15 protein-coding genes are annotated in these 20,336 nt (G+C 42.9%); 1 reads left to right on the top strand and 14 read right to left on the bottom strand.

The window, feature by feature from the left end; genetic code table 11:
• Positions 1–10: 10 nt before the first annotated feature.
• The 13 genes from K5Q29_RS03750 to K5Q29_RS03810 form a co-directional block, all read right to left on the bottom strand.
• The gene (locus K5Q29_RS03750; RefSeq protein ID WP_029170952.1) at positions 11–1,699 is read right to left on the bottom strand and encodes a transcription antiterminator; all 1,689 of its coding nucleotides are present in this window, start codon (positions 1,697–1,699) and stop codon (positions 11–13) included.
• Between the two features lie 124 nt (positions 1,700–1,823).
• Complete coding sequence (locus K5Q29_RS03755) at positions 1,824–2,441, bottom strand: hypothetical protein (RefSeq protein ID WP_014638762.1); 618 nt, start codon at positions 2,439–2,441, stop codon at positions 1,824–1,826.
• Between the two features lie 84 nt (positions 2,442–2,525).
• Positions 2,526–3,242 (bottom strand): L-ribulose-5-phosphate 4-epimerase, encoded by a 717-nt coding sequence (locus K5Q29_RS03760; RefSeq protein WP_024381206.1) that lies wholly within the window; start codon positions 3,240–3,242, stop codon positions 2,526–2,528.
• Positions 3,242–4,105 carry an L-ribulose-5-phosphate 3-epimerase gene (locus tag K5Q29_RS03765; protein WP_205032573.1) on the bottom strand — a complete coding sequence of 288 codons (864 nt, stop codon included), beginning with the start codon at positions 4,103–4,105 and terminating at the stop codon, positions 3,242–3,244. Before K5Q29_RS03765 ends, K5Q29_RS03760 begins: the two co-directional genes overlap by 1 nt.
• Positions 4,106–4,110: 5 nt before the next feature.
• The gene (locus K5Q29_RS03770) at positions 4,111–4,773 is read right to left on the bottom strand and encodes a 3-keto-L-gulonate-6-phosphate decarboxylase UlaD (protein WP_105249385.1); all 663 of its coding nucleotides are present in this window, start codon (positions 4,771–4,773) and stop codon (positions 4,111–4,113) included.
• A gap of 10 nt (positions 4,774–4,783) precedes the next feature.
• Positions 4,784–5,269, bottom strand: coding sequence for a PTS sugar transporter subunit IIA (locus K5Q29_RS03775; RefSeq protein ID WP_014736516.1), 486 nt, complete (start codon positions 5,267–5,269; stop codon positions 4,784–4,786).
• A 209-nt stretch (positions 5,270–5,478) separates the two neighbouring features.
• Positions 5,479–5,757 carry a PTS sugar transporter subunit IIB gene (locus tag K5Q29_RS03780; protein ID WP_009910950.1) on the bottom strand — a complete coding sequence of 93 codons (279 nt, stop codon included), beginning with the start codon at positions 5,755–5,757 and terminating at the stop codon, positions 5,479–5,481.
• 58 nt (positions 5,758–5,815) lie between these two features.
• On the bottom strand, positions 5,816–7,264 hold the full coding sequence (locus K5Q29_RS03785) for a PTS sugar transporter subunit IIC (RefSeq protein ID WP_105138843.1): 1,449 nt from the start codon (positions 7,262–7,264) through the stop codon (positions 5,816–5,818).
• A gap of 347 nt (positions 7,265–7,611) precedes the next feature.
• Positions 7,612–13,917, bottom strand: a complete 6,306-nt coding sequence (locus tag K5Q29_RS03790) for a pullulanase (protein WP_172699572.1) — start codon at positions 13,915–13,917, stop codon at positions 7,612–7,614.
• Between the two features lie 181 nt (positions 13,918–14,098).
• Positions 14,099–15,040: a LacI family DNA-binding transcriptional regulator gene (locus tag K5Q29_RS03795; RefSeq protein ID WP_002939863.1), complete on the bottom strand. Its 942-nt coding sequence runs from the start codon at positions 15,038–15,040 to the stop codon at positions 14,099–14,101.
• 365 nt (positions 15,041–15,405) lie between these two features.
• Complete coding sequence (locus K5Q29_RS03800) at positions 15,406–16,152, bottom strand: amino acid ABC transporter ATP-binding protein (RefSeq protein ID WP_105138844.1); 747 nt, start codon at positions 16,150–16,152, stop codon at positions 15,406–15,408.
• A gap of 9 nt (positions 16,153–16,161) precedes the next feature.
• Positions 16,162–16,821, bottom strand: a complete 660-nt coding sequence (locus K5Q29_RS03805) for an amino acid ABC transporter permease (RefSeq protein WP_002938543.1) — start codon at positions 16,819–16,821, stop codon at positions 16,162–16,164.
• A gap of 12 nt (positions 16,822–16,833) precedes the next feature.
• Positions 16,834–17,622, bottom strand: coding sequence for an amino acid ABC transporter substrate-binding protein (locus K5Q29_RS03810; protein WP_239515170.1), 789 nt, complete (start codon positions 17,620–17,622; stop codon positions 16,834–16,836).
• Positions 17,623–17,997: 375 nt separating this feature from the next.
• Between K5Q29_RS03810 and K5Q29_RS03815 the strand changes: the two genes are divergently transcribed.
• The gene (locus tag K5Q29_RS03815) at positions 17,998–19,200 is read left to right on the top strand and encodes an IS110 family transposase (protein ID WP_105138846.1); all 1,203 of its coding nucleotides are present in this window, start codon (positions 17,998–18,000) and stop codon (positions 19,198–19,200) included.
• 401 nt (positions 19,201–19,601) lie between these two features.
• Here the strand turns inward: K5Q29_RS03815 and K5Q29_RS03820 are convergent, their stop codons facing one another.
• Positions 19,602–20,210 carry a CHAP domain-containing protein gene (locus K5Q29_RS03820; RefSeq protein ID WP_172699573.1) on the bottom strand — a complete coding sequence of 203 codons (609 nt, stop codon included), beginning with the start codon at positions 20,208–20,210 and terminating at the stop codon, positions 19,602–19,604.
• Between the last annotated feature and the right edge of the window lie 126 nt (positions 20,211–20,336).

Raw genomic sequence — 20,336 nt, forward strand, 5'->3', positions numbered from 1 at the left:
GGACTTTACCCTAATACAGATCTGTTTCAATATCTTGACTGGATAAATTGGTTAATAATTCATTGGTAATCAGTTTTTGTAGCCGTTGTTTGAGTTCTCGAGCGGTCCTTCCGTCTGCGATATATCCCGACAAAAGCTTGTCTAGTTCTACTGCAAAAACTTGTTTTTCATCTGCCAAACTACGATATTTTGCAAAATGAGTCATGTTTAGCACATCATCAAAATCTAAAATGGGGTGAACCTGAACCAAAGGGAAATCCGTTTCCAACCCATCGCTGGTTGTAATCAAGAAATCAACCTCTAGTAAGTCTTCGACACTCTTGAATTGTTCAGTGGTAAAGACGGCGCCAATCTTCTTATCTGGCAAATGATGCTGGCATTGTTTATAAAGTAAGCGTTGGACTGACACCCCTTCATCACAGATTAAATAGACAATCTGTGTCTGTGCCTTGCGCGTCCCACTACGTCGAATAGCACCTCCTAGATGAATCGTCAAATAGGCAATATCTCCATCGGATAACTCAATCTGCCACTCCTCCTCCAAAATCTTTCCAGAAACCCGTGTCATAGCAAACAGGGTGCCGTATTTATCTTGGATTTGTTGGACCATTGGATTTTTAGATAGGATGCCGTAGGTTTTTCTGAACAACAGAGCCTTGCAATGTGCCAAGAGATGTTTGGCTAATTCATCTGGATTTTCCAATTCAAATGGTGAATGTATCTCAAAATGATGAATAAATCGCTCTACCACACGCTTCAAGTCAATGAAATCTTGGCTGAATACATGAACATCGCTATCCTTTCGATAGGATAGAAGTAGAATGGCAATCAGGGAGATTTCTATTTCATCCAATTTCAAATCAAAGGTTTGCAACAAGGCATCTTTCAATTCCTGAGCAACTCGGTACTCTATACGCTCTCGAACTTGTTCAAATTCCTTGAGAATGGCTCGTTCTTCCAAGTCATCCAGCTCCATATTGCGATAGCTAAGGAGCAAAAAAGGCAATACTTTGAGCATAAACTCGATCTCGTAACGATTGATTTTCTTGCCCAGTTTCTTTTCTAATTGCGATACTTGTCCCTGTAAAAATTGTGCCATTTCTTCGGAGAAGAGCAACTGACACCCTACCAACTCAAATAACTTATCTTCTAGAACCTGCAAAAAACCTTTATTGGCGTCCAAGAAGATGGTATAGAGAAGCGAGTGGACATATTGGATTTTATTTAAAGGGTGACAAACCAGACTATAGCCCTGACTCTTAGATACATAGAGGGTCATCTTGTATTGTTCTTGAGCCAACTGGGTTCGAATTTCATTCAAATCATTTAAGACCGTATTACGAGAGACTTCTGTCAACTCCATTAGCCGTTCAATGGTCACTCTTTCTGGTGTGATACAGATATATACCAACATCAGCTGAATGCGCTCTGGCATGCTCATGACGTAGGTGTACGAATCAATGGAATCGAGAAGATCTCGACAGGCTAGTTTTTGCGCTTCGGTAAGTCGAATACCAATGCGAGGTAAGCTTTCAATACTCTCTACAGTTGTTGGTAGGGCATCATTGATTTTTTCTAGATGGTAATAGATTTTTCGACGTGATTGTTGCAAGCCCTTGGAAATAGCCATGATTGTCTCAGGTTCCTGCAGACCAATCAGGTACCTCAGTAGAGCGCAACTACTCTTATCTAATAACAAGATTCTCCTCCTCTTTCCCCCGTCCCGTTACTATCTTAACATAATTACCTTAGATATTCTGATAATTATTAAAATTCATCTGATTATTACTTGTTTTATGTTGCATAAATATCTTTAGTTAGAATTAATAGATGCTTTTAATAATTTCTACTCGGGTAATCAGTTCTCCGTGCATGTTATCTATCCGAAGGGCAACATTTTTCAAATATACACAGGCGCCAATAGCAATGGTTTTCTCCTCTTCATTGAGTTTTCGTGTCACAAAATCTCTCAAAGTCTCGCTACCTTCACTTGGAATTTTTACTCGTGCGATGATATTAGCCACTTTTACTTTCTGGCTGGCACGCATGATAATATTATTGGAATCATCAAACTGAGTGAAAAGGTATTTTCTAACTGCAAATAGGATGGCGACCGAAATAATTCCAATCAAGTAATCACTACTAGAACCATGCTCTACAATCAGTTGGCGAGCAATGGCAACCAGGAGCACCTCAATCACGGTGCTAGGTGACTGTTTGCAGAGCATTTTGATAAATTCGACTCCAACCGCCAAGGTCATTGCACGACTCAGAAAATTTTGAATAAACGTATCCGCTTGAATATCACCAGCTAATGAGCTAAGCAGGTCTGCAAAAAGAAGCGCTGACAAGGCTAAAAGGGCTAAGCCAAGTATGGCAGATAAAATCAATTCTAAATAGTAGGCTGTTTCTGTCAGACTATCCTGTAAAAATTTCCTCATCTTTCTCCTCATCAAAAGGGAAAAAGCAGTTCTCCCTTTTGGGGAGTCTGCTACTTTTCCCTACTGTTTTTTTCACACAAGAACTTAATGTTCATCACCCTTTTGTCCATAGTAGGCATTAGGACCATGTTTACGGAGGTAATGCTTGTCCATGATATAGCTTGGCGCTGGCTCCACCCGTGGATTGATTTGTTCGGTGTAGCGGTTCATCCGAGCCACTTCCTCAAGGACAACGCTATGGTAAACTGCCTGAGCAGGATCCTTGCCCCAGGTAAATGGTCCATGGTTACGGACAACAATGCCTGGAACGGCAACTGGGTCGATACCACGACGCTCGAATTCCTCGATGATAACTGCACCTGTTTCTTTTTCATAGGCCGAGTTTACTTCCTCAGCTGTCAAGGAACGGGCACATGGTACCGGACCGTAGAAATAGTCCGCATGAGTTGTCCCATAGAATGGAATGTCACGACCAGCCTGAGCCCAGCCCACTGCCTCTGTCGAATGGGTATGTACAACGGCATGGACATTGGGCCAAGCCTTGTAGAGGGCAACGTGGGTCGCCAAATCAGACGAAGGATTCAGGTCTCCTTCCACTACATTTCCGTCCAAGTCGGTCACCACCATGTTTTCTGGGGACAATTTTTCATAGTCCACACCAGAGGGCTTGATGACGATGCGACCAAGTTCACGGCAGACTTCTGATACGTTGCCCCAGGTAAATTTGACGAGCCCATGAGCAGGTAGGGCGACGTTGGCTTCATAGACCCGTTGACGCATTTCCTGTAAATCTTTTGGCATTAGTTCAACCCCGCTTTCTCAATCAATGGATAGAGGAAATCTTGTGCCTCCTTGATAGCTGCTCGTGTTTCCTCAACTGTTTCGCAGTTTTCAGACCACATCTCAATCAAGAATGGACCTTGGTAATTGGTCTTTTTCAATACTGCAAACATATGCTCCCAGTCCACACAGCCCTGACCGAATGGGACATCACGGAATTGACCTTTGGAGTTTTCGGTTACCGCATAAGTGTCTTTCAAGTGAAGAGCTGCGATGGAACGATGTCCCAGATAAAATTCGCTGTAAATATCATTGTGCCAAGCAGACACGTTTCCAGTATCTGGATAGACAAAGAGATAAGGCGAATCGATTTCTTTTTCAACGGCTAAGTATTTTTCAATGGAGTTGATAAATGGATCATCCATAATCTCAATAGCCAACATGACCTGAGCCTGTTCTGCCCAGTCGCAAGCCTTACGAAGATTCTTGATGAAACGCTCTCTAGTTTCAGACGATTTTTCCTCATAGTAAACATCGTAGCCAGCCAACTGGATGACACGAACGCCCAAATCCCGAGCCAGTTCGATACACTGTTTCATGGTTTCCAAGGACTTGGCTTCAAGAGCAGGGTCATTGGAGCCAAGCGGGTAGCGACGGTGACCAGAGAAGCAAATAGTCGGAATGCGGACACCTGTTTCATAGATGGCTTTGACCAGCTCCAAACGCTCTTCCTTGGTCCACTCCAAACGAGCCAAACGTGCATCGCTCTCATCCACCGACATTTCCACAAAGTCGAAACCTAATTCTTTGGCAAACTCCAAACGTTCCTTCCATGTGAAGTGTTTGGGCGTCGCCTTTTCATATATTCCGATTGGTCGTGCCATAGGCCTTACTCCCAGATACGACGGATTTCGTCTTTAAATTCACGCGCCGCAGCTGCTGGATCTGCCGCTTCTGTGATACCGCGACCTGCGATAAAGGTGAAGACATCTACTCCCTCAAAGAGTTTAAGGGTATCAACATCCAAACCACCTGTTACAGAAACACGGAAGCCCATATCAACCAATTTTTTCACTTTATTGAGGTCTTTTTCGCCCCAAGTTTCGCCAGCAAGGAGGGCGTCACGAGATTGGTGGTAGATCGCTTGGGAAATACCTGCGTCCAACCAGAGTTGAGCCTGTTCATAAGTCCAATCACCATAGAGCTCGATTTGGATTTCACCCTTGTCACCACGTATTTCCTTGATGGCCTTCAAAGCCGCTTCCATAGTTGGAATAGTTGCAGAACAGATACAGGTCATCCAGTCCGCACCACGAACGGCATTGTTTTTGGCAACCGTACCACCCGCATCCGCACACTTGGTATCTGCAACAATAATCTTGTCTGGGAAGAGGCTGCGCAGCACTTCTACCAACTCGCTACCAACTTGGAGTAAACAAACGGTACCTGCTTCAATAACGTCCACTTCATGACCAACGGAGACAGCTGCTTTAATCGCTCCCTGCAAGTCTGAGTGGTCTAGGGCAACTTGTAAATTTGGAATATGTTTCATGTTTTTTCTCCTAACTTTCTAAATCTAAACCTTCTAGGTAAGGACTGTTTTTGGACTCTTCTACCATTGCCAAGACTTCCTCAGGAGTTTGACAAGCAATCAAACGCTCAATGGAATTTTCCAATTCAAAGAGGGCAATAATTTGTGGAATAGCTACGGATGTATGAATCTTTGGATCGGTAGCTGCAAGAGTGAGCAGAACAGACACTTCTTTCCCATCTGAGAAAACGACTGGTTTTGTCAAGGTAATCAAAGCAAAGGAATCCTTCAAGACGCCAACACCTGCTTGGGCGTGAGGCATAGCCATACCAGGCATGAGCACATAGTAGGGACCATATTCTTCTGTCGAGGCAATGATGGCATCATAGTATTCTTCTGTCGCAGCACCACTGTCAATCAGCGGTTCAACAGCCTTGTGAACAGCCTCCTGCCAGGTTTCCGCTGTCAATCCCAAACGAATGGAATTATTTTCTGTAAATGATTTTTGTAAATTCATAGTTTTTCCCTTCTACACGCTATATGAAAGAGGCTGGGCAGAAAGTCCAACCTCGCTTCTCAGAGTTCGTGTCAACATCTCAGCGCAGTGGTTGATTGGCAGATTTGTTCGTGTTTCACACTCCAAATCTGACCTAATCAACTGTGCGGGGGTGGGAAGACGAACTCTTTTTAGACTGGTCGAGTTCTTTCCCACTCCCTAACGGCTATTTATAGCACTGCTTGTAATTTTGTTTTGATTTCGTTGTCGTCCATGAGGTTGTCAAGACCAACCAAGTGACCTTTCGTGCGACCTTCCAACTCAGAAATCAAGTGGTTAGAGGCTACGACAATATCATATCCTGCCGCCAAACCTTTTGCTTCACCAACTGAGCAGGAAGCTGATTGAAAATCTGTTACGCCGAGTTGACGAAGGGCGTTTTCTACCTTCATCTTGATAACCATAGATGAGCCCATGCCATTTCCGCAGGCTGTTAAAACTTTAACCATAATTTCACTCCTATTTTATTTTTAATACATTATGTTCTGATTTTACAGACCAAGGATACTATTCTGCTTGTGCCTCGCCACGATAGTATGCTTCCTTATCTTTTGCTTTCGCAAATTGAAGTTGCGGAATAGCCAATAAGAATAGGCAGACAAGAACATAACCAGCAATACCGAGGTACTTAAATGCAAGTCCAAATGGTAACCATGGCACTTCAAAGTCAATGTTTCCGTGGTAACCACCACTCAATTCAAGCAAGCCAACGCAGACTGCACCAAGAGCAACTTGAAGGACACCTGAGATGAAGGAAAGGATAGCTGCGGCTTTCCAACCACCACGCTTGTCAGCGTACACTGCAATCGCTGCGTTATCGAAGAATACAGGTACGAAACCAGTGATGATGAGGATTGGACTCTTGAAGACAATCAAGAGAACGATTGTAATCAACTGACCGATTAAACCGAAAGCAAAACCTGAAAGAACTGCGTTAGATGAACCAAAGCCGTAAGAAGCTGCAACGTCCACCGCTGGGAATGAACCTGGAAGCAATTTACTTGAGATACCTTGGAAGGCATTTGTCAATTCTGCTACGAACATGCGGACACCTTGCATCAAAATGAAAAGATATACTGAGAAGGTGAAGGCTGTTTGTAAAACATACATGAAGAAATCTTGTTTAGCTGGGTTATATGGAGCACCTGAAGTGATAACTTCTGGATTTGCCATGATTTCTGGACCCAAGATGAACAAAATCACACCGAAGAACACAAGCATCAAGGTTGCTGAAGCAACAACTGTATCGTGGAAGATGTTGAGGAAGCTAGGCAACTTCAAGTTATCTAGGTTTTCTTCTTTTTTACCAAGTTTTGGTGCGATCTTATCGACAAACCAGATAGCGAATTGTTGTTGGTGACCGATAGCAAATCCACCGCCGCCTGTTAATCGTTGCGTTGCTTCAACTGTCATATTTGAGCTGACTGCCCAGTAAATACCACAGATGATACCGATCGCTGCTGTACCGAATTGGTTACGAAGAGCTGGGATGAGGAAGAGTACCATCAAAGAGATAGTTGCCGCTTGTTGTACCATGATGTGTCCAGTGATGAACAGAGTACGTACTTTGGTAACCTTACGTAGTGCCACCAAGAGGATGTTGACACCGAAACCAATCAAGAGTGCTGTAGTGGCTGCTGATACGAAATCAGGGAACTCCTCAGCAATTTTCCCATTTGCTGCTGCAAGACCGAAGTAAGGGTCAATAACTGCTGCATCAATTTGGAACTTATAGTTCAAAGCCGCCAAAATCGGACGGAAGGTTGTTACCAAACCACCGGCTGCTACGTTCAAAATCATATAGCCGACTGTCGCTTTGATAAACCCTGCAAAAACATCATGAGGCTTTTTCTTTAGAAGGGCATAGCCCACCAATACTAAAAGACCTACGAAGAAGGCTGGATTCTGCAGGATATTCTGTGAGAACCAGTTTAATGGGGTTTGAAGGAAATCCATTTTTCATTCTCCTTTTTTGAAATGATTTTTATGGTTTTATTATAAGTTATGTAAGCGGAAACAAAAAGACCAAATAAAGCACAGGCTTGTGTTCACTATTGGACTATTTCCGAACTTTAATGGCTGATTTAATCAGAATTCCTCCCTATCGTTCACCAGCCCATTTATTCTAATAATCAATAAATAGACGTTATTTTACCTAAAAAATTAGAAGAACCTCAAAAAACATAAAAGAAGAGGTTGGTTTAAAACCAACCTCTTCTAGAGGGAAGTGATACTCTCAATCCTTGTATTTATAAAAGATTCACAAGGTTTTGAGTAGTGCTCCACTGGAGAGCCAAATATTATTATTCTTCCGATTTTTTATTTCTTCCTTGCGCAGCAACTGTCAATCCAAGTCCAACAAGTCCGAGACCTAGAAGTGCCAAATCGCTTTGTCGGTTACCCGTAATCGGCAGACTCGCCTTGCTTGCAGCACTTGTCGCTTGTCTAGATGCTTGAGCAGTAGTAGAAAGACTCGGTTTTTCAGCCTCTTTCTTAGCCTCCATACTGCCTTTCACAACAATACGTGTTTCGCTATCAACAACTGTTTCTGATAACAAGTTAGTAGCGACCACCATGCCATCAATCAAGACATCCTGATAAACCAGAACTTTCTTACCAGTTTTGCCTTCTTGATGGACATAAGATTGATCGGTAGAAAGACTTGCATCATAGCAAATTTCCTCTACGATAGGAAGAATTTTTTCTTCTGTACGTTCCTTGGTAGTAAAGTCTAGACTTGGTTTTTCTTCAGCAGTAGGCGCTGTATCTGGAACTGCCGTAGTGATGTAAGGCAAACGAATCACCGTTGCAGTCAAAGGTGCAAGAACAACTGCATCATCTGTCAATGTCACACCTACCAAATCAGTCAGCGCTACTATTCCAGCCCGCTTACCATCGACCAACACTTGACCCTTAAGCAATTCTTTGTAAATATCAGAAAGAACAAAACTTCGCTCCTTGCTGTCTGCGTTAACAAAGACAGCATAGCGGTCCCCATTGCTTGCAATGGTTTGATAGGCAATGACCACATCATTTTTGGCAATGCCATTTTGACCTGGAATTGAAATCAAGCTAACCTTCTGTTCAACTTCTTCTTTTGTTCCCAAACGGAAGGCATCTGTAGATTTGCGCAAGGCAATCAATCCTTTTGTAAAGGCCTGAGTACGGGTATTCTCTGGATAGAGCGCCTCATCTGTCGCTTTGGTCCAGTCAAACTTGTTGACAGCATCCGATGAATCGTAAGAATCATGAATGTAGTATGGATAGTCAAATGGCGTTCCATCTGCATTGGTCAACAAATGCGCCTTGTTTGGTACCTTGTCCTCTGTAACTGGCTCCTTGTAATCAGGATGGCGGAACTGTTTGGTCCGTCCATACTCCTGACCAGAATGGATAAACGGTGTCCCTTGAGCAGTCAAGACTAGCAAATTACCCAAGCGTTGACGTTGGTGAATTTCAGTATAGTTTTCAGCAACTGACGGATCCTTCTTGATGGACTGAGCGATAATATCAAAGAGGGTCAAGTTATCATGCGCAGCAATATACTGGATCACATCACCTGGATCATCTGCCAAGAAGTTGCCTGGTTGTGCCTTGATGTTATTGAAGACAGACTCAACACTCTTAGCACCGCCTGTGATAAAGGCTGGCTGACCTTCGTTTGGATAACCAGATTTAAGTGTGTTACGAATCTCATCTGAGAATACCGCAACCGTATCTGTTGAACTCATCCAGTCTTGGTCCGCTGGCTGAACAGGCTGATTGGCATCACCTGTAAAGGTTCTCCATCCTTCACCAAGCATAATAATGTTTGGATTGAGTTTTTGAGCCTCAGTAAAGGCCAACTCAATTGCTTCGGCATCATGGTCACCCATCATATCGAAGCGGAAGCCATCTACCTTAAACTCATCCACAAGATACTTGATGGAATCAACTAAGACACGACGGCTCATATAGTGAGTGGTTCCCAGACGACCACCACCAAAGCTTGATTTAGCCGTACCATCTGCCTCCATGAAGTGATAATAGTTTGGCTCTAAATCTTCAAACAAGAAGGTCTTAGAAGTGTGGTTATAGACCACATCCAAAATCACACCCATGCCTTGTTTGTGGATTTCATTGACTAGGTTTTTGAACTCTTCGATGCGTTTCATTGGATCGGTCGGATCTGTAGAATACATACCCGTAAAGGCAAAGTAGCTCTGTGGATCATAGCCCCAGTTATAGTTGCTGTTGCTTGATGCGTACTCGCTCATCCGCTCTGCATTTTTCAATTCATTGACATAATAGTAGCTCATAACTGGGAGCAGCTGAATATGGGTCACACCCAAGTCTTTAAGGTAGCTGAGACGCTCTGCAAAGGCCGCAAAGGTACCGAACTGAGCTGTCAATTCATCGGAAATAGCAGGGTCTGATGTGAAGTCACGAACATGGGCTTCATAGATAATGGCATCTTCACGCTGATTGAAGTTAGGAATTGTGGCATAGTCCAAACCACTTGGACCAACTTCTGATGGATCCACAATCGCAGCCTTGGCAATCCGATAAGATGGATCTGTATCTGCCAAATCACTATTCCACTCCGCTAAAGACTTAGCATATGGATCTAAAACAAGAACAGCTTGATCCCCACGAGTGATTTCATAATGGTAGTAGTAACCACGATAGTCCGCGATACCAAGACCTGATTGACTGTTCAATTCGAGGTCCCATTGTCCCTTATCGCCCTTGGTCATGGCCAATTTACCGACCACCTTAGATTGGTCATCCTTATCATAAAGAACAACTGCTACACTGTCTGCGCTTGGAGACCAGAGAGTCATATCAACGACACTACCAGCCTGACGCACACGCGCACCAAGCTCCCCATCATAAGCATAGAGCTCATCCTTCAATTGCCAGCTCATAGTCGTTGTGAAGCTATCATTGCCATATTTGAGGGTATAGCCAGCATTTTCTTGGTTGAAATCCCCGAGGACTCGCACCTTGTTGCTAGTAAGGTCCAAGACAAGGTCCGTCACAGCAACTGTCTGACCATTTTTATCTGTTACAGACAATTTCTCTAAGATGCTATCCTTATCCGCACCTTCCAGCGTTGTAAAGGCTGCTTCTAAAGCTGTTAAACTAACGTGAGAAACACCTGTCACACGGACATTATTGACAAAATAAGGGTTGGTGTAAATAGTCGCATCATCATCCTTAAGGAAGATTTGTGTCTGATTTTTCAAATCTTTAAAGCTATAATCTTTCTGCTGAATCTTCACATCATCTCCTGACTTGCTTTCATCCAATAGCAGGAAGCCAATGGAACTTGGTAAATCTGTCAATTTGACATCAATATAGGCACCATACTTGCCTTGGTTTTCAAAATCAATACCATTTGGCCAGTCACCCAAGGCAACATCAGTCACATCTCCCCAGATCCAGAGACCTTTTTGGTCATAATTGCCATCGGTACGGAAGTAATTGATACGGATGTAGCCTTCTTTGAGCGGTTGATAGAGGCTGAGTTGGTAATTTTCATCAAACCAAGCTTCATTCATCTTGGTGCTAATCCGTTCAATGGTCTTGTCACCTGTGATGTTATCGCCAGAAGTGTTATTAATCAACAGACTAATCTTGCTGGCCGTTTCATCTTTCATCTTGATGTCCAAATAATAGCCATAGTCATCCTGTTTAGCCGTGCTGAAATTGGTTGCACCCGTCGGCCAAGCACCTACATCTGACGATGGTTTTTCGACATCATCCCATGTCCATAAACCTAAGCTAGATAGATTATCAGATGGTAGAGTTTTAAAGTGAACACGGAAGTAGCCTGCTTCAATGGGTTCTTCAGTCGCTCCTTGCACACTTGCATTGACGATGTCACCTGCTTGAGTCTGAAGGAGCATGGTGCCACCTTGACCGATTGTTGGAAGTTCGACTTGAACAACCCATTTACCGTCTTTCTCGATAGCTTGATAAGATTTTCCTGTGTAGGCATCTGTTACAACCACATCCTTGCCAGATACTTCAAGCGCCATTTCCTTGCTCTCGGTATTGGTTGAGAAGACAAGATAGGCAGCTTGATCTTGGTAACTGCGTTTGCTGATAAGCCAACCTTGGCTATCATTTCCAGCAAGGGTGCTTGTATCACCACGTGAGAGCAATGTTGAATTGGCATTGCGGAAAGCCAACAATTTTTGGTAATGGTCCTCTATGTCACTTGTCTCTACCTTGCTCCAATCGAAATCGTACCGGTTATCATAAACTGGCCAGTTGTTTTGTCCAGATTGACCTAATTCTTCACCGTAGTAGATGACTGGCTGACCTTTAGCAGTAATCAAGAGACTAGCAGCCAATTTCAGTTTATCCAGATTTCCTTCTTTTTCTGCGCCACCGAGACTGTAGAGGAAACCATCTTCGTCATGACTGCCCAAGAATTGACCCAGAGAAGCTGCACTAGTCAGAACCTTGCTACGTTCTTCCAGCTCTTTTCCAGCTGCTTTCAGTTGACCATTGACTAAATACTTGGAGATATCCTTGAAGCCAAAGTCCAACAAGCTGTCCATAGTACCGATTCCCAAGTCACCCTTGGTATCTTTATAGTTAGCTCCCCAAGATTCTCCAATCAAGTGGAAGTCAGGGTCTCTATCCACCAATTCATTTTTGAAATGTTGCCATGTGGTATCATCAACGTGTTTGACCGTATCGACACGGAAACCATAGATTGAATTCCCCTTAGCAGTTGTTGAGCGTTCCAACCAAGATGCCTGCCAAGCAACCAATTGATCGCGAACTGTAGCTTCTTCTGTCTTGAAGTCTGGTAATCCAGATAATGAACCTAATTGGTCATCACCCTGCTTATCTTCTTCCTTAGTCCGTACCATACCTGCAAAGGTCTCTTCTGTACCATAGCCAGCATGGTTAAGCACTACGTCAACAATAATATTGATGCCTTTTTCAGCTGCGGCATCAATCAATTCATGGAAATCAGCTAAACTTCCCAAATGTGGATTAAGTTTCTCAAAATTGGATGCCCAATAACCATGGTAAGCATAATAATCTCCATCTGTAGCGCTACCAACATTTTGCGGAATATTTTCTACAATCGGAGTCAACCAGATAGAATCCACACCCAATTCTTTCAAGTAATCCAGCTTGGCTGTCACTCCTTTGAAGTCACCGCCTTGGTAAAGACCGCGAGGATTGGTCACGTCTCCGTCAACCACCTGATCATTGCTAACGTCACCATTGTAGAAACGGTCGGTCATCATGAAGTAGATGACTTGCTCATCCCAGTCTTTTTCACCTTCTGCCTTAATGCGCTCCGTAATGGTCACATCCAATTTTGTTTCGTAGTAACCATTGTCCTTGTCATAGACTTTTACAGGAAGACTATATGTACCTGGCGCTGTGCTAGACGTCGCTTTAATGGTCACACGATTGAGCTCAGTAGAGATTGGTACAAGGCCTCCGCCGATGGCACTTGTATCGACTTCCATTTTGACAATCTCAGCATTTTCAGGGTTAGTGACAGTTACAGATACCAAGCCACTTTCATTGTAGTTGAATGGTGCTTTCACACTCGCCTCAACAGTCACATTTTTTGTACCCGGAGTCGCCTTGCTGGTATCGAGTTCTACTTTCTCTTCGATAAAATATGGATTGGTATAAACTTTATCGTCGTCATTGCGAAGGAAAATTTGGCTATGCCGTTTACGATCTGCAAAAGCTAAATCAATCGATTTATTGCCAGCAAGATCTGGATTATTCTGATTGATTAGTAGAAATCCAAGCTTAGAATCTAAACCATTCGAAAGAGGAATGTCAACATAAGCACCGTATTTGCCAAGTTTAAAGTCCACGGCACCTGTTGGCCAGCCATCACTCGCTTCAGTCGTATCGCCCCAAGTCCAAACGCCCCAACCTTCATAATTGTTGTCTTCACGGGTGTAATTGATGCGGAGAACATTTTCATCTTTGAGCGGCTCATAGCTAGACACGCTGTAATCACTAGAGATCCAGGCTTCATTCTGCTCAGGGACCAGTAGCTCCACTTTTTGGTCCGATTCTGTTATTTTTTCCCCATCTTTAAGGACCAAATAACCAATTGTGCCTGGTGTCTCAGATTTTTTAATATCAACATAATGGCCGTAGTCATCCACTTGGCTACTTGAGAAATTCACTGTATCAGTTGGCCATTTATTTCCATCAGATGGTGTTTCTACTCCTCCCCAAGTCCACAAACCTTGACTTTCTGGTGCTGTTTCGTCTACATTTTCAAAGTGCAGACGAATGCTACCTTCTTCGATAGGAGCTTCCTCTGAAGCAGTTGCATCGGCTGTTTCTGTTACCGCTGTCGCTTCAGCTACCATAGAATCTGTAGTTTCTATCGCAGTTGTGGTCGCTTCTACCGCGCCGCCATCCTGTTCCGAAAGAGTCGTTGAACTAGTTGACGCAGGGAGGACGACTTCCTCTGCCTGCACTAGTTGACCAGCTCCACTTAAAAACAGAGCAGCCGCAATCCCAACAGAGGCTACACCTACATTTAGTTTACGAATGCCAAAAATCTGTCTCTTCTCTAGCATCCCTGTTCGTTTCATATTCTGAACGGATTTCTTTTTCATAGACTCCTCCATATAAATAAGTTTGAATTGTACACTACCAGTATATACAATTCCAAGGAGTCTTTGCAAACGTTTTCTTAAATGTTAACGGTAACAAGTTTTGGTCTACTATCTAACTAAAATAGAATAAATAGCTCCCTCCTCTTGTACTCCTAGACGGCCTACTGACCAAAAAAAGAGACTACTGAGGTGTAGTCTCCCTTTCAATTAAGGTTGCCTGGCAGTAATGCCCCTGTCTAGCCAGAGGCTTGCCATCTAATATCGTCATTAAATGTTTGACGCTAAGAGCCCCCATTTGACGAATCGGCTGCTTCATCGTCGTCAAGGCTGGTCTGGACATCCGATCTAAAAAGAAGCCGTCAAAACCAATTACCCCAACGTCATTCGGAATAGACTTTCCTAGAGCCTGTAAACCTCTTGTAACCCCAAGAGCGAGACGATCCGATGCGCAGATAAAGCAGGTATTTTCTGGTAAATAATCAAGATTTTTCACAAATTCTTCCGCAACACGAGAACGATTTTCCAATCGATAGAGATGAGTTTCTCGGCCCTGCATCGCATCTTTGTAGCCTTCTTCTCTCCCTTTTTCAAAGGCTTCTGGCAAGTCAATCCCTACAAAAACAATCCTCTCATAACCTTTTGATAAAGCAAACTGGGTTGCGGACCTAGTCGCCAAACGATTGTCTGAATCTACAAAAGGAAGGCCTTCTTGATTCTCCCCGAATAAAATCAATGGCTTCCGCAGACCTTTCAGCCAGGGGTAGTCATCCTTTCGAGCGCCAGTCACAATGTAACCATCGCATTGATCAGTAATCTGACTTGGATTGGTCACCAACTGCAAGGTATAATTTCGATGATTGAGCTCATCAGCGATTCCTGCAAGAAGGTCGATATAGTACGGCTCTACCACATCCATCTTTTCGAGAATGACAGCCTGAACAATCAGTGTCCGTTGCTGAGCCAAGGCTTTGGCCGCCACATTTGGCTTATAGTTTAATTCTTCCATCGCAGCTGTTACGAGCGTCCGCAGCTCTTGTGTAACTTGTTCTGGATGGTTGATGACACGCGAAACAGTCATCTTTGATACATTGGCTAACCTAGCCACATCGGCTAATGTCGTCATAGAACTCCTCCCTAATTCTATTTCTGTTGCTTATCTTTTAGCAAGCAAACAGTCAAAATCGTGCAAACGTTTTCTTTAGGTTATTATATACTATTTATTACTAAAAAGTAAAGACCTTTCGAATACATTTATCGTCATTTAGTTTTCCTCCTACTACTTCCTTAGCCCACCTTGCCTAACTTCATCTATGCCTGCGGCTCATCGCCTCGTGCTAAAAGTACTATATAAAAATATCCATTCCCTCTAAACAAAAAATACTCCAACCGCTAGACCAATCAATGTCTAACAATTGAAGTATCTTTGTTAAATTCTGTCCATTTTCTGTACGATTATGGAAATGAATAAGATAAATTAATTTGCTTAGCTTACTCAACATCTACCTTTTGAATGCGAGCTAAGAATTGCTTAGTACGTTCTTCTTTTGGCTGGTCAAAAATGTCTTCTGGTCGACCTTCTTCGATAATCCGACCACCATCCATAAATATGACTCGATCAGCTACCGCACGCGCAAAGCCCATCTCGTGCGTCACAACCACCATGGTCATACCTTCTTTTGCCAACTGCATCATGACAGCCAGGACTTCACCAATTAACTCAGGATCCAAGGCCGAGGTTGGTTCATCAAAATAGATGACCTCGGGATTGGTCGCAATGGCTCTGGCAATGCCGACCCGTTGCTGCTGACCTCCGGACAGCTGACTTGGATAGAAATCATATTTATCAGATAATCCCACCTTGTCCAAGGCTGCCTTACCGATTCTTTCAGCCTCTTGTTTGGGTACTTTCCGAGCCACAATCAGACCTTCCGTCACATTTTGTAAGGCAGTTTTATTGGCAAAGAGATTGTAGTTTTGAAAAACGAAGGCTGTGCGCTTGCGAATGCCTGCAATTTCCTTCTTGGTCATCTGAGCCAAGTCATAGCTGTCCTCACCGAAGACTAAGTGACCCGCGTCAGCTTTTTCCAAAAAGTTTAAAGAACGAAGAAGAGTCGTTTTTCCTGATCCAGATGGACCTAAAATGACGACCACCTCACCTGGATTGACCTCTACATCAATGCCTTTTAACACCTGCTGACCACCGAAGGCCAGCTTTACCCCATTTGCTTGAATCATCTGAACCTCCTAATAGACTGCCAACTTCTTCTCGCCATAGGCTTGAAGCTTGGTCAAAATAGTTGAAAATAGTAGATAAACAAGGGCCACCTCACAATAGAGGGCAAACGGTTCATAGGTCCTTGCTGCAATCTGCTGAGTTGCCATAAACATCTCCAAAACCGTGATATTTGCCGCCAGCGATGTGTCCTTAACCAATCCAATCAAAGTATTCGACAAGGGCGGGAAGGCCACTCGAAAGGCCTGTGGGAGAATAATCCGACGCATGGTCTGGGCAAAACTCATCCCGACAGAATAGCCAGCCTCCAACTGCCCCTTAGGCACGGACTCGATAGAAGCCCGTATGGTTTCCGCAGCGTAGGCACCTGTATTGACAGAAAAAACCAAAACCGCCGACGGAAAGGCATCCAAGACAATTCCTAGACTTGGTAGCCCAAAGAATATCACATAGAGTTGAACCAAGAGTGGTGTCCCTCGAACAACCCAAATATAGAAACGAGCCACTTGTTTGAGAATGGGAATCTGAGCAATTTGCACCAAGGCCGTCCCAATAGCAATTAACAAGCCAAAGGTAAAAGACAGGATTGTCAGTGGGATAGTCACCAACAATCCTGGAACAAGTATTTGTGAAAATGAATCAAGCAATAGTTGCCATACTCTCTCTGTCATTGTTTCTCCTGATTACTTAGCTTTTGATACGTCTTCACCAAAGTATTTGTTTGAAATTTCAGCTAATTTTCCTTCACTAGCCAATTCTGCCAAGGCTGCATCAATCTCTTTCACAAGTTCTTCATTTCCTTTTGCAACTGGGAAGGCTGTTGTTGACACATCATCCGTCAAGGTTACAACCTTAATCGGTGCATCAGCATGCTGTTTCACATAATCCAAGTACACCAAGTTGTCATTGATGGTAACATCCACACGCCCTGTGTTCAATAATTCAACTGCCTGAGAGAATCCATCCACACCGACAACTTCTGCACCATTTTCACGCGCCAAATCTGCCCAGTTACTTGTCAAGCTGTTGGCAGATTTTTTACCAGATAAATCTGCAAAGCTTGTAATGTCAGTATTATCCTTCTGTGTTACCAAGGCTCCATAGATGTATGTATATGGTGTTGAAAAATCGTATTTTGCCTTACGCTCATCTGTAATACCGACTTGGTTAGCGATAGTATCAAAACGGGCTGCATCCAAACCTGCAATCATGGAATCCCATTCTGTTTCAACAAATTCCACCTTAACACCCAATTTCTCAGCAACGGCTTCGGCTACTTCTACATCATAACCGACCAGTTTTCCACTCTCGTCATGATAAGAGTAAGGAGCATAGGCACCTTCAGTACCGATTTGAATAACGCCTTCTTCCTTAATTTGTGCCAAGAGGGTTTGGTCTGTACTATTCAATGTACCTGCAGATGAATTGCAGGCTGCTAACACGATACCCGCAAACAATAAACTTGTAAACATAGCTATTTTCTTCATAATTAAAACACACTTTCTTTTTCAGATTTTACAATAGTATCATGAATAACTATTTCCAGCCAATATATTTTTTCTATCAGGGACATTAAAAATTTTAATCAAGTATCGGAGTATAAAAACATACTAAGATTAGTAGTGAAGAAATCTCCGACGGGAGAAAGTACTCACTACTTTTTCTTTATGATAAAGTAGAGGTGTCTTGTTAAGTCGAGAACTCTTTTGACGCTAGACGTCACATCAAAAACTGGCAAGGCACCTGTTTTAGAAAGAATGTTATCAAAGTATGTGGGACGCTAGACATCGAGTATTGAAAATGACATCACTAAAACAAGGAATCATTCAAGACAAAGAGGTAATATCATGCGAGTAGTATTGGGAATTGACGTGAGTAAGGTAAGTTCAGAAGTGGCTATTCTAGTCAACGGCGAGAAGGTTCATGGCTATACCATGGCCAATGATGCCATTGGATTTTCTCGGCTACTTGGCGATTTAAAAACCGTCCACAAGCCAGAAATCGTCTTTGAAGCAACAGGCGTCTATTCTCGTCGTCTTCAAGCTTTTCTGGATGAACATGGCTACGCTTACACGCGACTCAATCCCTTGGAAGCTAAGAAGCAACTGGATAGCTTGCGTGTGCGAAAAACAGATCAAATTGACGCCGAAAAACTAGCTCAATCTCAGTTTGTACTGAATCGTAAATCGACGTATGTCCAAGAAGAAGTCTACCAAAACTTGCGGGATCTCAGTCGTTTCTATCAGAATCTGACCGAGGACATTGTTCGAGCTAAAAACCGCCTGCACAAGGTCTTACAGGTCACTTTCCCTGAATTGGAAAATATCTTATCAACACCAACTGGTGAACAATACTGGAACTTAGTTATAGCTTTTCCTTGTAAGGACTTCGTGCTTGAGTTAAGCAAGGATAAACTCTCAGAAAGCATTCGTCAATCCACTTCAAAACGGATTTCGGACAAGCGTGTGGCCTACTTAGCCGAGAAGCTGATAGCACTAGCCAATCAATCTTATTGTGCCGTCAAGAAAACCTCTCCGATGCTAGAAGAGGTGCGTTACTATGCAAAAGAATTGCTTAGACTTTTTGAACAGAGACAAGCAGTCTTAGACGAAATGGTGGAACTAGCCCAACCTTTACCAGAGTATAACATTCTGCTTTCTATTCCTGGTATCGCTGAGACTACTGCAACAAGTATTATTGGCGAACTGGGAGATATTCGCCGTTTTCAGTCTGCCAATCAAATCAATGCCTTTATCGGTATTGACCTGAGACACTATGAATCTGGAAACTTCATCGCTAAGGAACACATTACCAAGCGTGGCAATCCCTACGCTAGAAAGATTCTGTTCAAGTGCATTCACAATATCGCTTCAGCTAGTCACACCAATCCTTGCCATATCGCAGACTTTTATGAGAAACGAAAAAGACAATCGCAAACGACTTCAACCAAGCCACACACGATTGCCTCTATACATCGTCTCATTCGGACAATGTATTACCTCATAACGCATAACAAACTTTACGATTATACTTCAACCCAAAATCAGTAAAATTGTTTATGCACTATCATTGTAACACCTTATCAAAAAATTTCAACATAAGGTGTTGCTTTTGTATACACTTTTTTCACTAAACTTTAGTCCAAAATAAAATAATTTCTTTATTTGGATTACGAGACTCAAAATATTTTTCGTCAAATACCTTGATGGACTTGACAAATGGTAGAAAAAAGACCTACTCGGTCTCAGAACATAGATAAACTCCTAAAAATATTAAAAATTGAAGAGGTTTGCGAAAGATAGCAAGTCATTAAACTCTTAGAAACATTGATATTTCGGCGTTTCTGAGAGTTATTTTATTTTCAACATAAAGAAAAAAGATTGAAGAAAATTATCCAAAATGGACTTTTTCTTCAATCTGAGACCTACTCGGTCTTTATATCTCATATTAATTATACTCCAGCTGGTGGGTAAATATAGCTGACTGTTCCTTCGCTAGTCGTTGTTGGATCAAAGAAACCTCGGACATTACTTGGGTAGTATACCCCATCATAGTTTGATTCCTTAACTTGAATGTGCCCGTTAGCTGCCACATCTGTTACATAGGCAACATGACCGTAGCCTCCATCTGTCCATACAGCAATAGCGCCAACTTTTGGAGTAGTTCCCACTTCATATCCAAGCGCTGCCGCACTAGCTGCCCAATCTCCACCATTACCCCAATAGTTTCCAACCCAAGGAGCCATTTCTTTGGCACCCCAAGTACACTGACCAGCTGGATAGGTATTAGCCGTATATTCCACAGCAACCTCTGACACCATATTGGTAGCCAAAGCAGCCTTTGCAGCGGCAGCAGCTTTCTCAGCCACAATTTTTTCTGCAGCAGCTTTGGCTGCTATTTTTGCAGCTTCAACCTTTTTTGTTAACGCTGATACTGTCGGACTATCGCTTATAACTGTGTCATCTGCGCTGACATTCACCATTCCCAACCATAAAAGATTTCCTATGAGGGCTGTAAACAGTCCCAATTTGAATTGTTTTTTTATCATTTGATAACTCATAATATTTGATTCCTTCGTGTTTTTCTGCCCTATCTATCCTAAGGGATAATCCTTGCAGAGAGCTTAAAGAAATGTAACAAATATTACAAATAACTTGCAATCTCTTAACAATCACAGTGTTCGGAC

This window comes from Streptococcus sp. 2018037, assembly GCF_019754195.1.
Taxonomy (GTDB): domain Bacteria; phylum Bacillota; class Bacilli; order Lactobacillales; family Streptococcaceae; genus Streptococcus; species Streptococcus hashimotonensis.

Bases quoted from the DNA above. Each gene is read 5' to 3' on its own strand.
- K5Q29_RS03780 (WP_009910950.1), bottom strand. From the start codon at position 5,757: ATGGTTAAAGTTTTAACAGCCTGCGGAAATGGCATGGGCTCATCTATG.
- K5Q29_RS03795 (WP_002939863.1), bottom strand. From the start codon at position 15,040: ATGACGACATTAGCCGATGTGGCTAGGTTAGCCAATGTATCAAAGATG.
- K5Q29_RS03810 (WP_239515170.1), bottom strand. From the start codon at position 17,622: ATGTTTACAAGTTTATTGTTTGCGGGTATCGTGTTAGCAGCCTGCAAT.
- K5Q29_RS03790 (WP_172699572.1), bottom strand. From the start codon at position 13,917: ATGAAAAAGAAATCCGTTCAGAATATGAAACGAACAGGGATGCTAGAG.
- K5Q29_RS03820 (WP_172699573.1), bottom strand. From the start codon at position 20,210: ATGAGTTATCAAATGATAAAAAAACAATTCAAATTGGGACTGTTTACA.
- K5Q29_RS03785 (WP_105138843.1), bottom strand. From the start codon at position 7,264: ATGGATTTCCTTCAAACCCCATTAAACTGGTTCTCACAGAATATCCTG.
- K5Q29_RS03770 (WP_105249385.1), bottom strand. From the start codon at position 4,773: ATGAAACATATTCCAAATTTACAAGTTGCCCTAGACCACTCAGACTTG.
- K5Q29_RS03765 (WP_205032573.1), bottom strand. From the start codon at position 4,105: ATGGCACGACCAATCGGAATATATGAAAAGGCGACGCCCAAACACTTC.
- K5Q29_RS03805 (WP_002938543.1), bottom strand. From the start codon at position 16,821: ATGACAGAGAGAGTATGGCAACTATTGCTTGATTCATTTTCACAAATA.
- K5Q29_RS03755 (WP_014638762.1), bottom strand. From the start codon at position 2,441: ATGAGGAAATTTTTACAGGATAGTCTGACAGAAACAGCCTACTATTTA.
- K5Q29_RS03800 (WP_105138844.1), bottom strand. From the start codon at position 16,152: ATGATTCAAGCAAATGGGGTAAAGCTGGCCTTCGGTGGTCAGCAGGTG.
- K5Q29_RS03760 (WP_024381206.1), bottom strand. From the start codon at position 3,242: ATGCCAAAAGATTTACAGGAAATGCGTCAACGGGTCTATGAAGCCAAC.
- K5Q29_RS03815 (WP_105138846.1), top strand. From the start codon at position 17,998: ATGCGAGTAGTATTGGGAATTGACGTGAGTAAGGTAAGTTCAGAAGTG.
- K5Q29_RS03775 (WP_014736516.1), bottom strand. From the start codon at position 5,269: ATGAATTTACAAAAATCATTTACAGAAAATAATTCCATTCGTTTGGGA.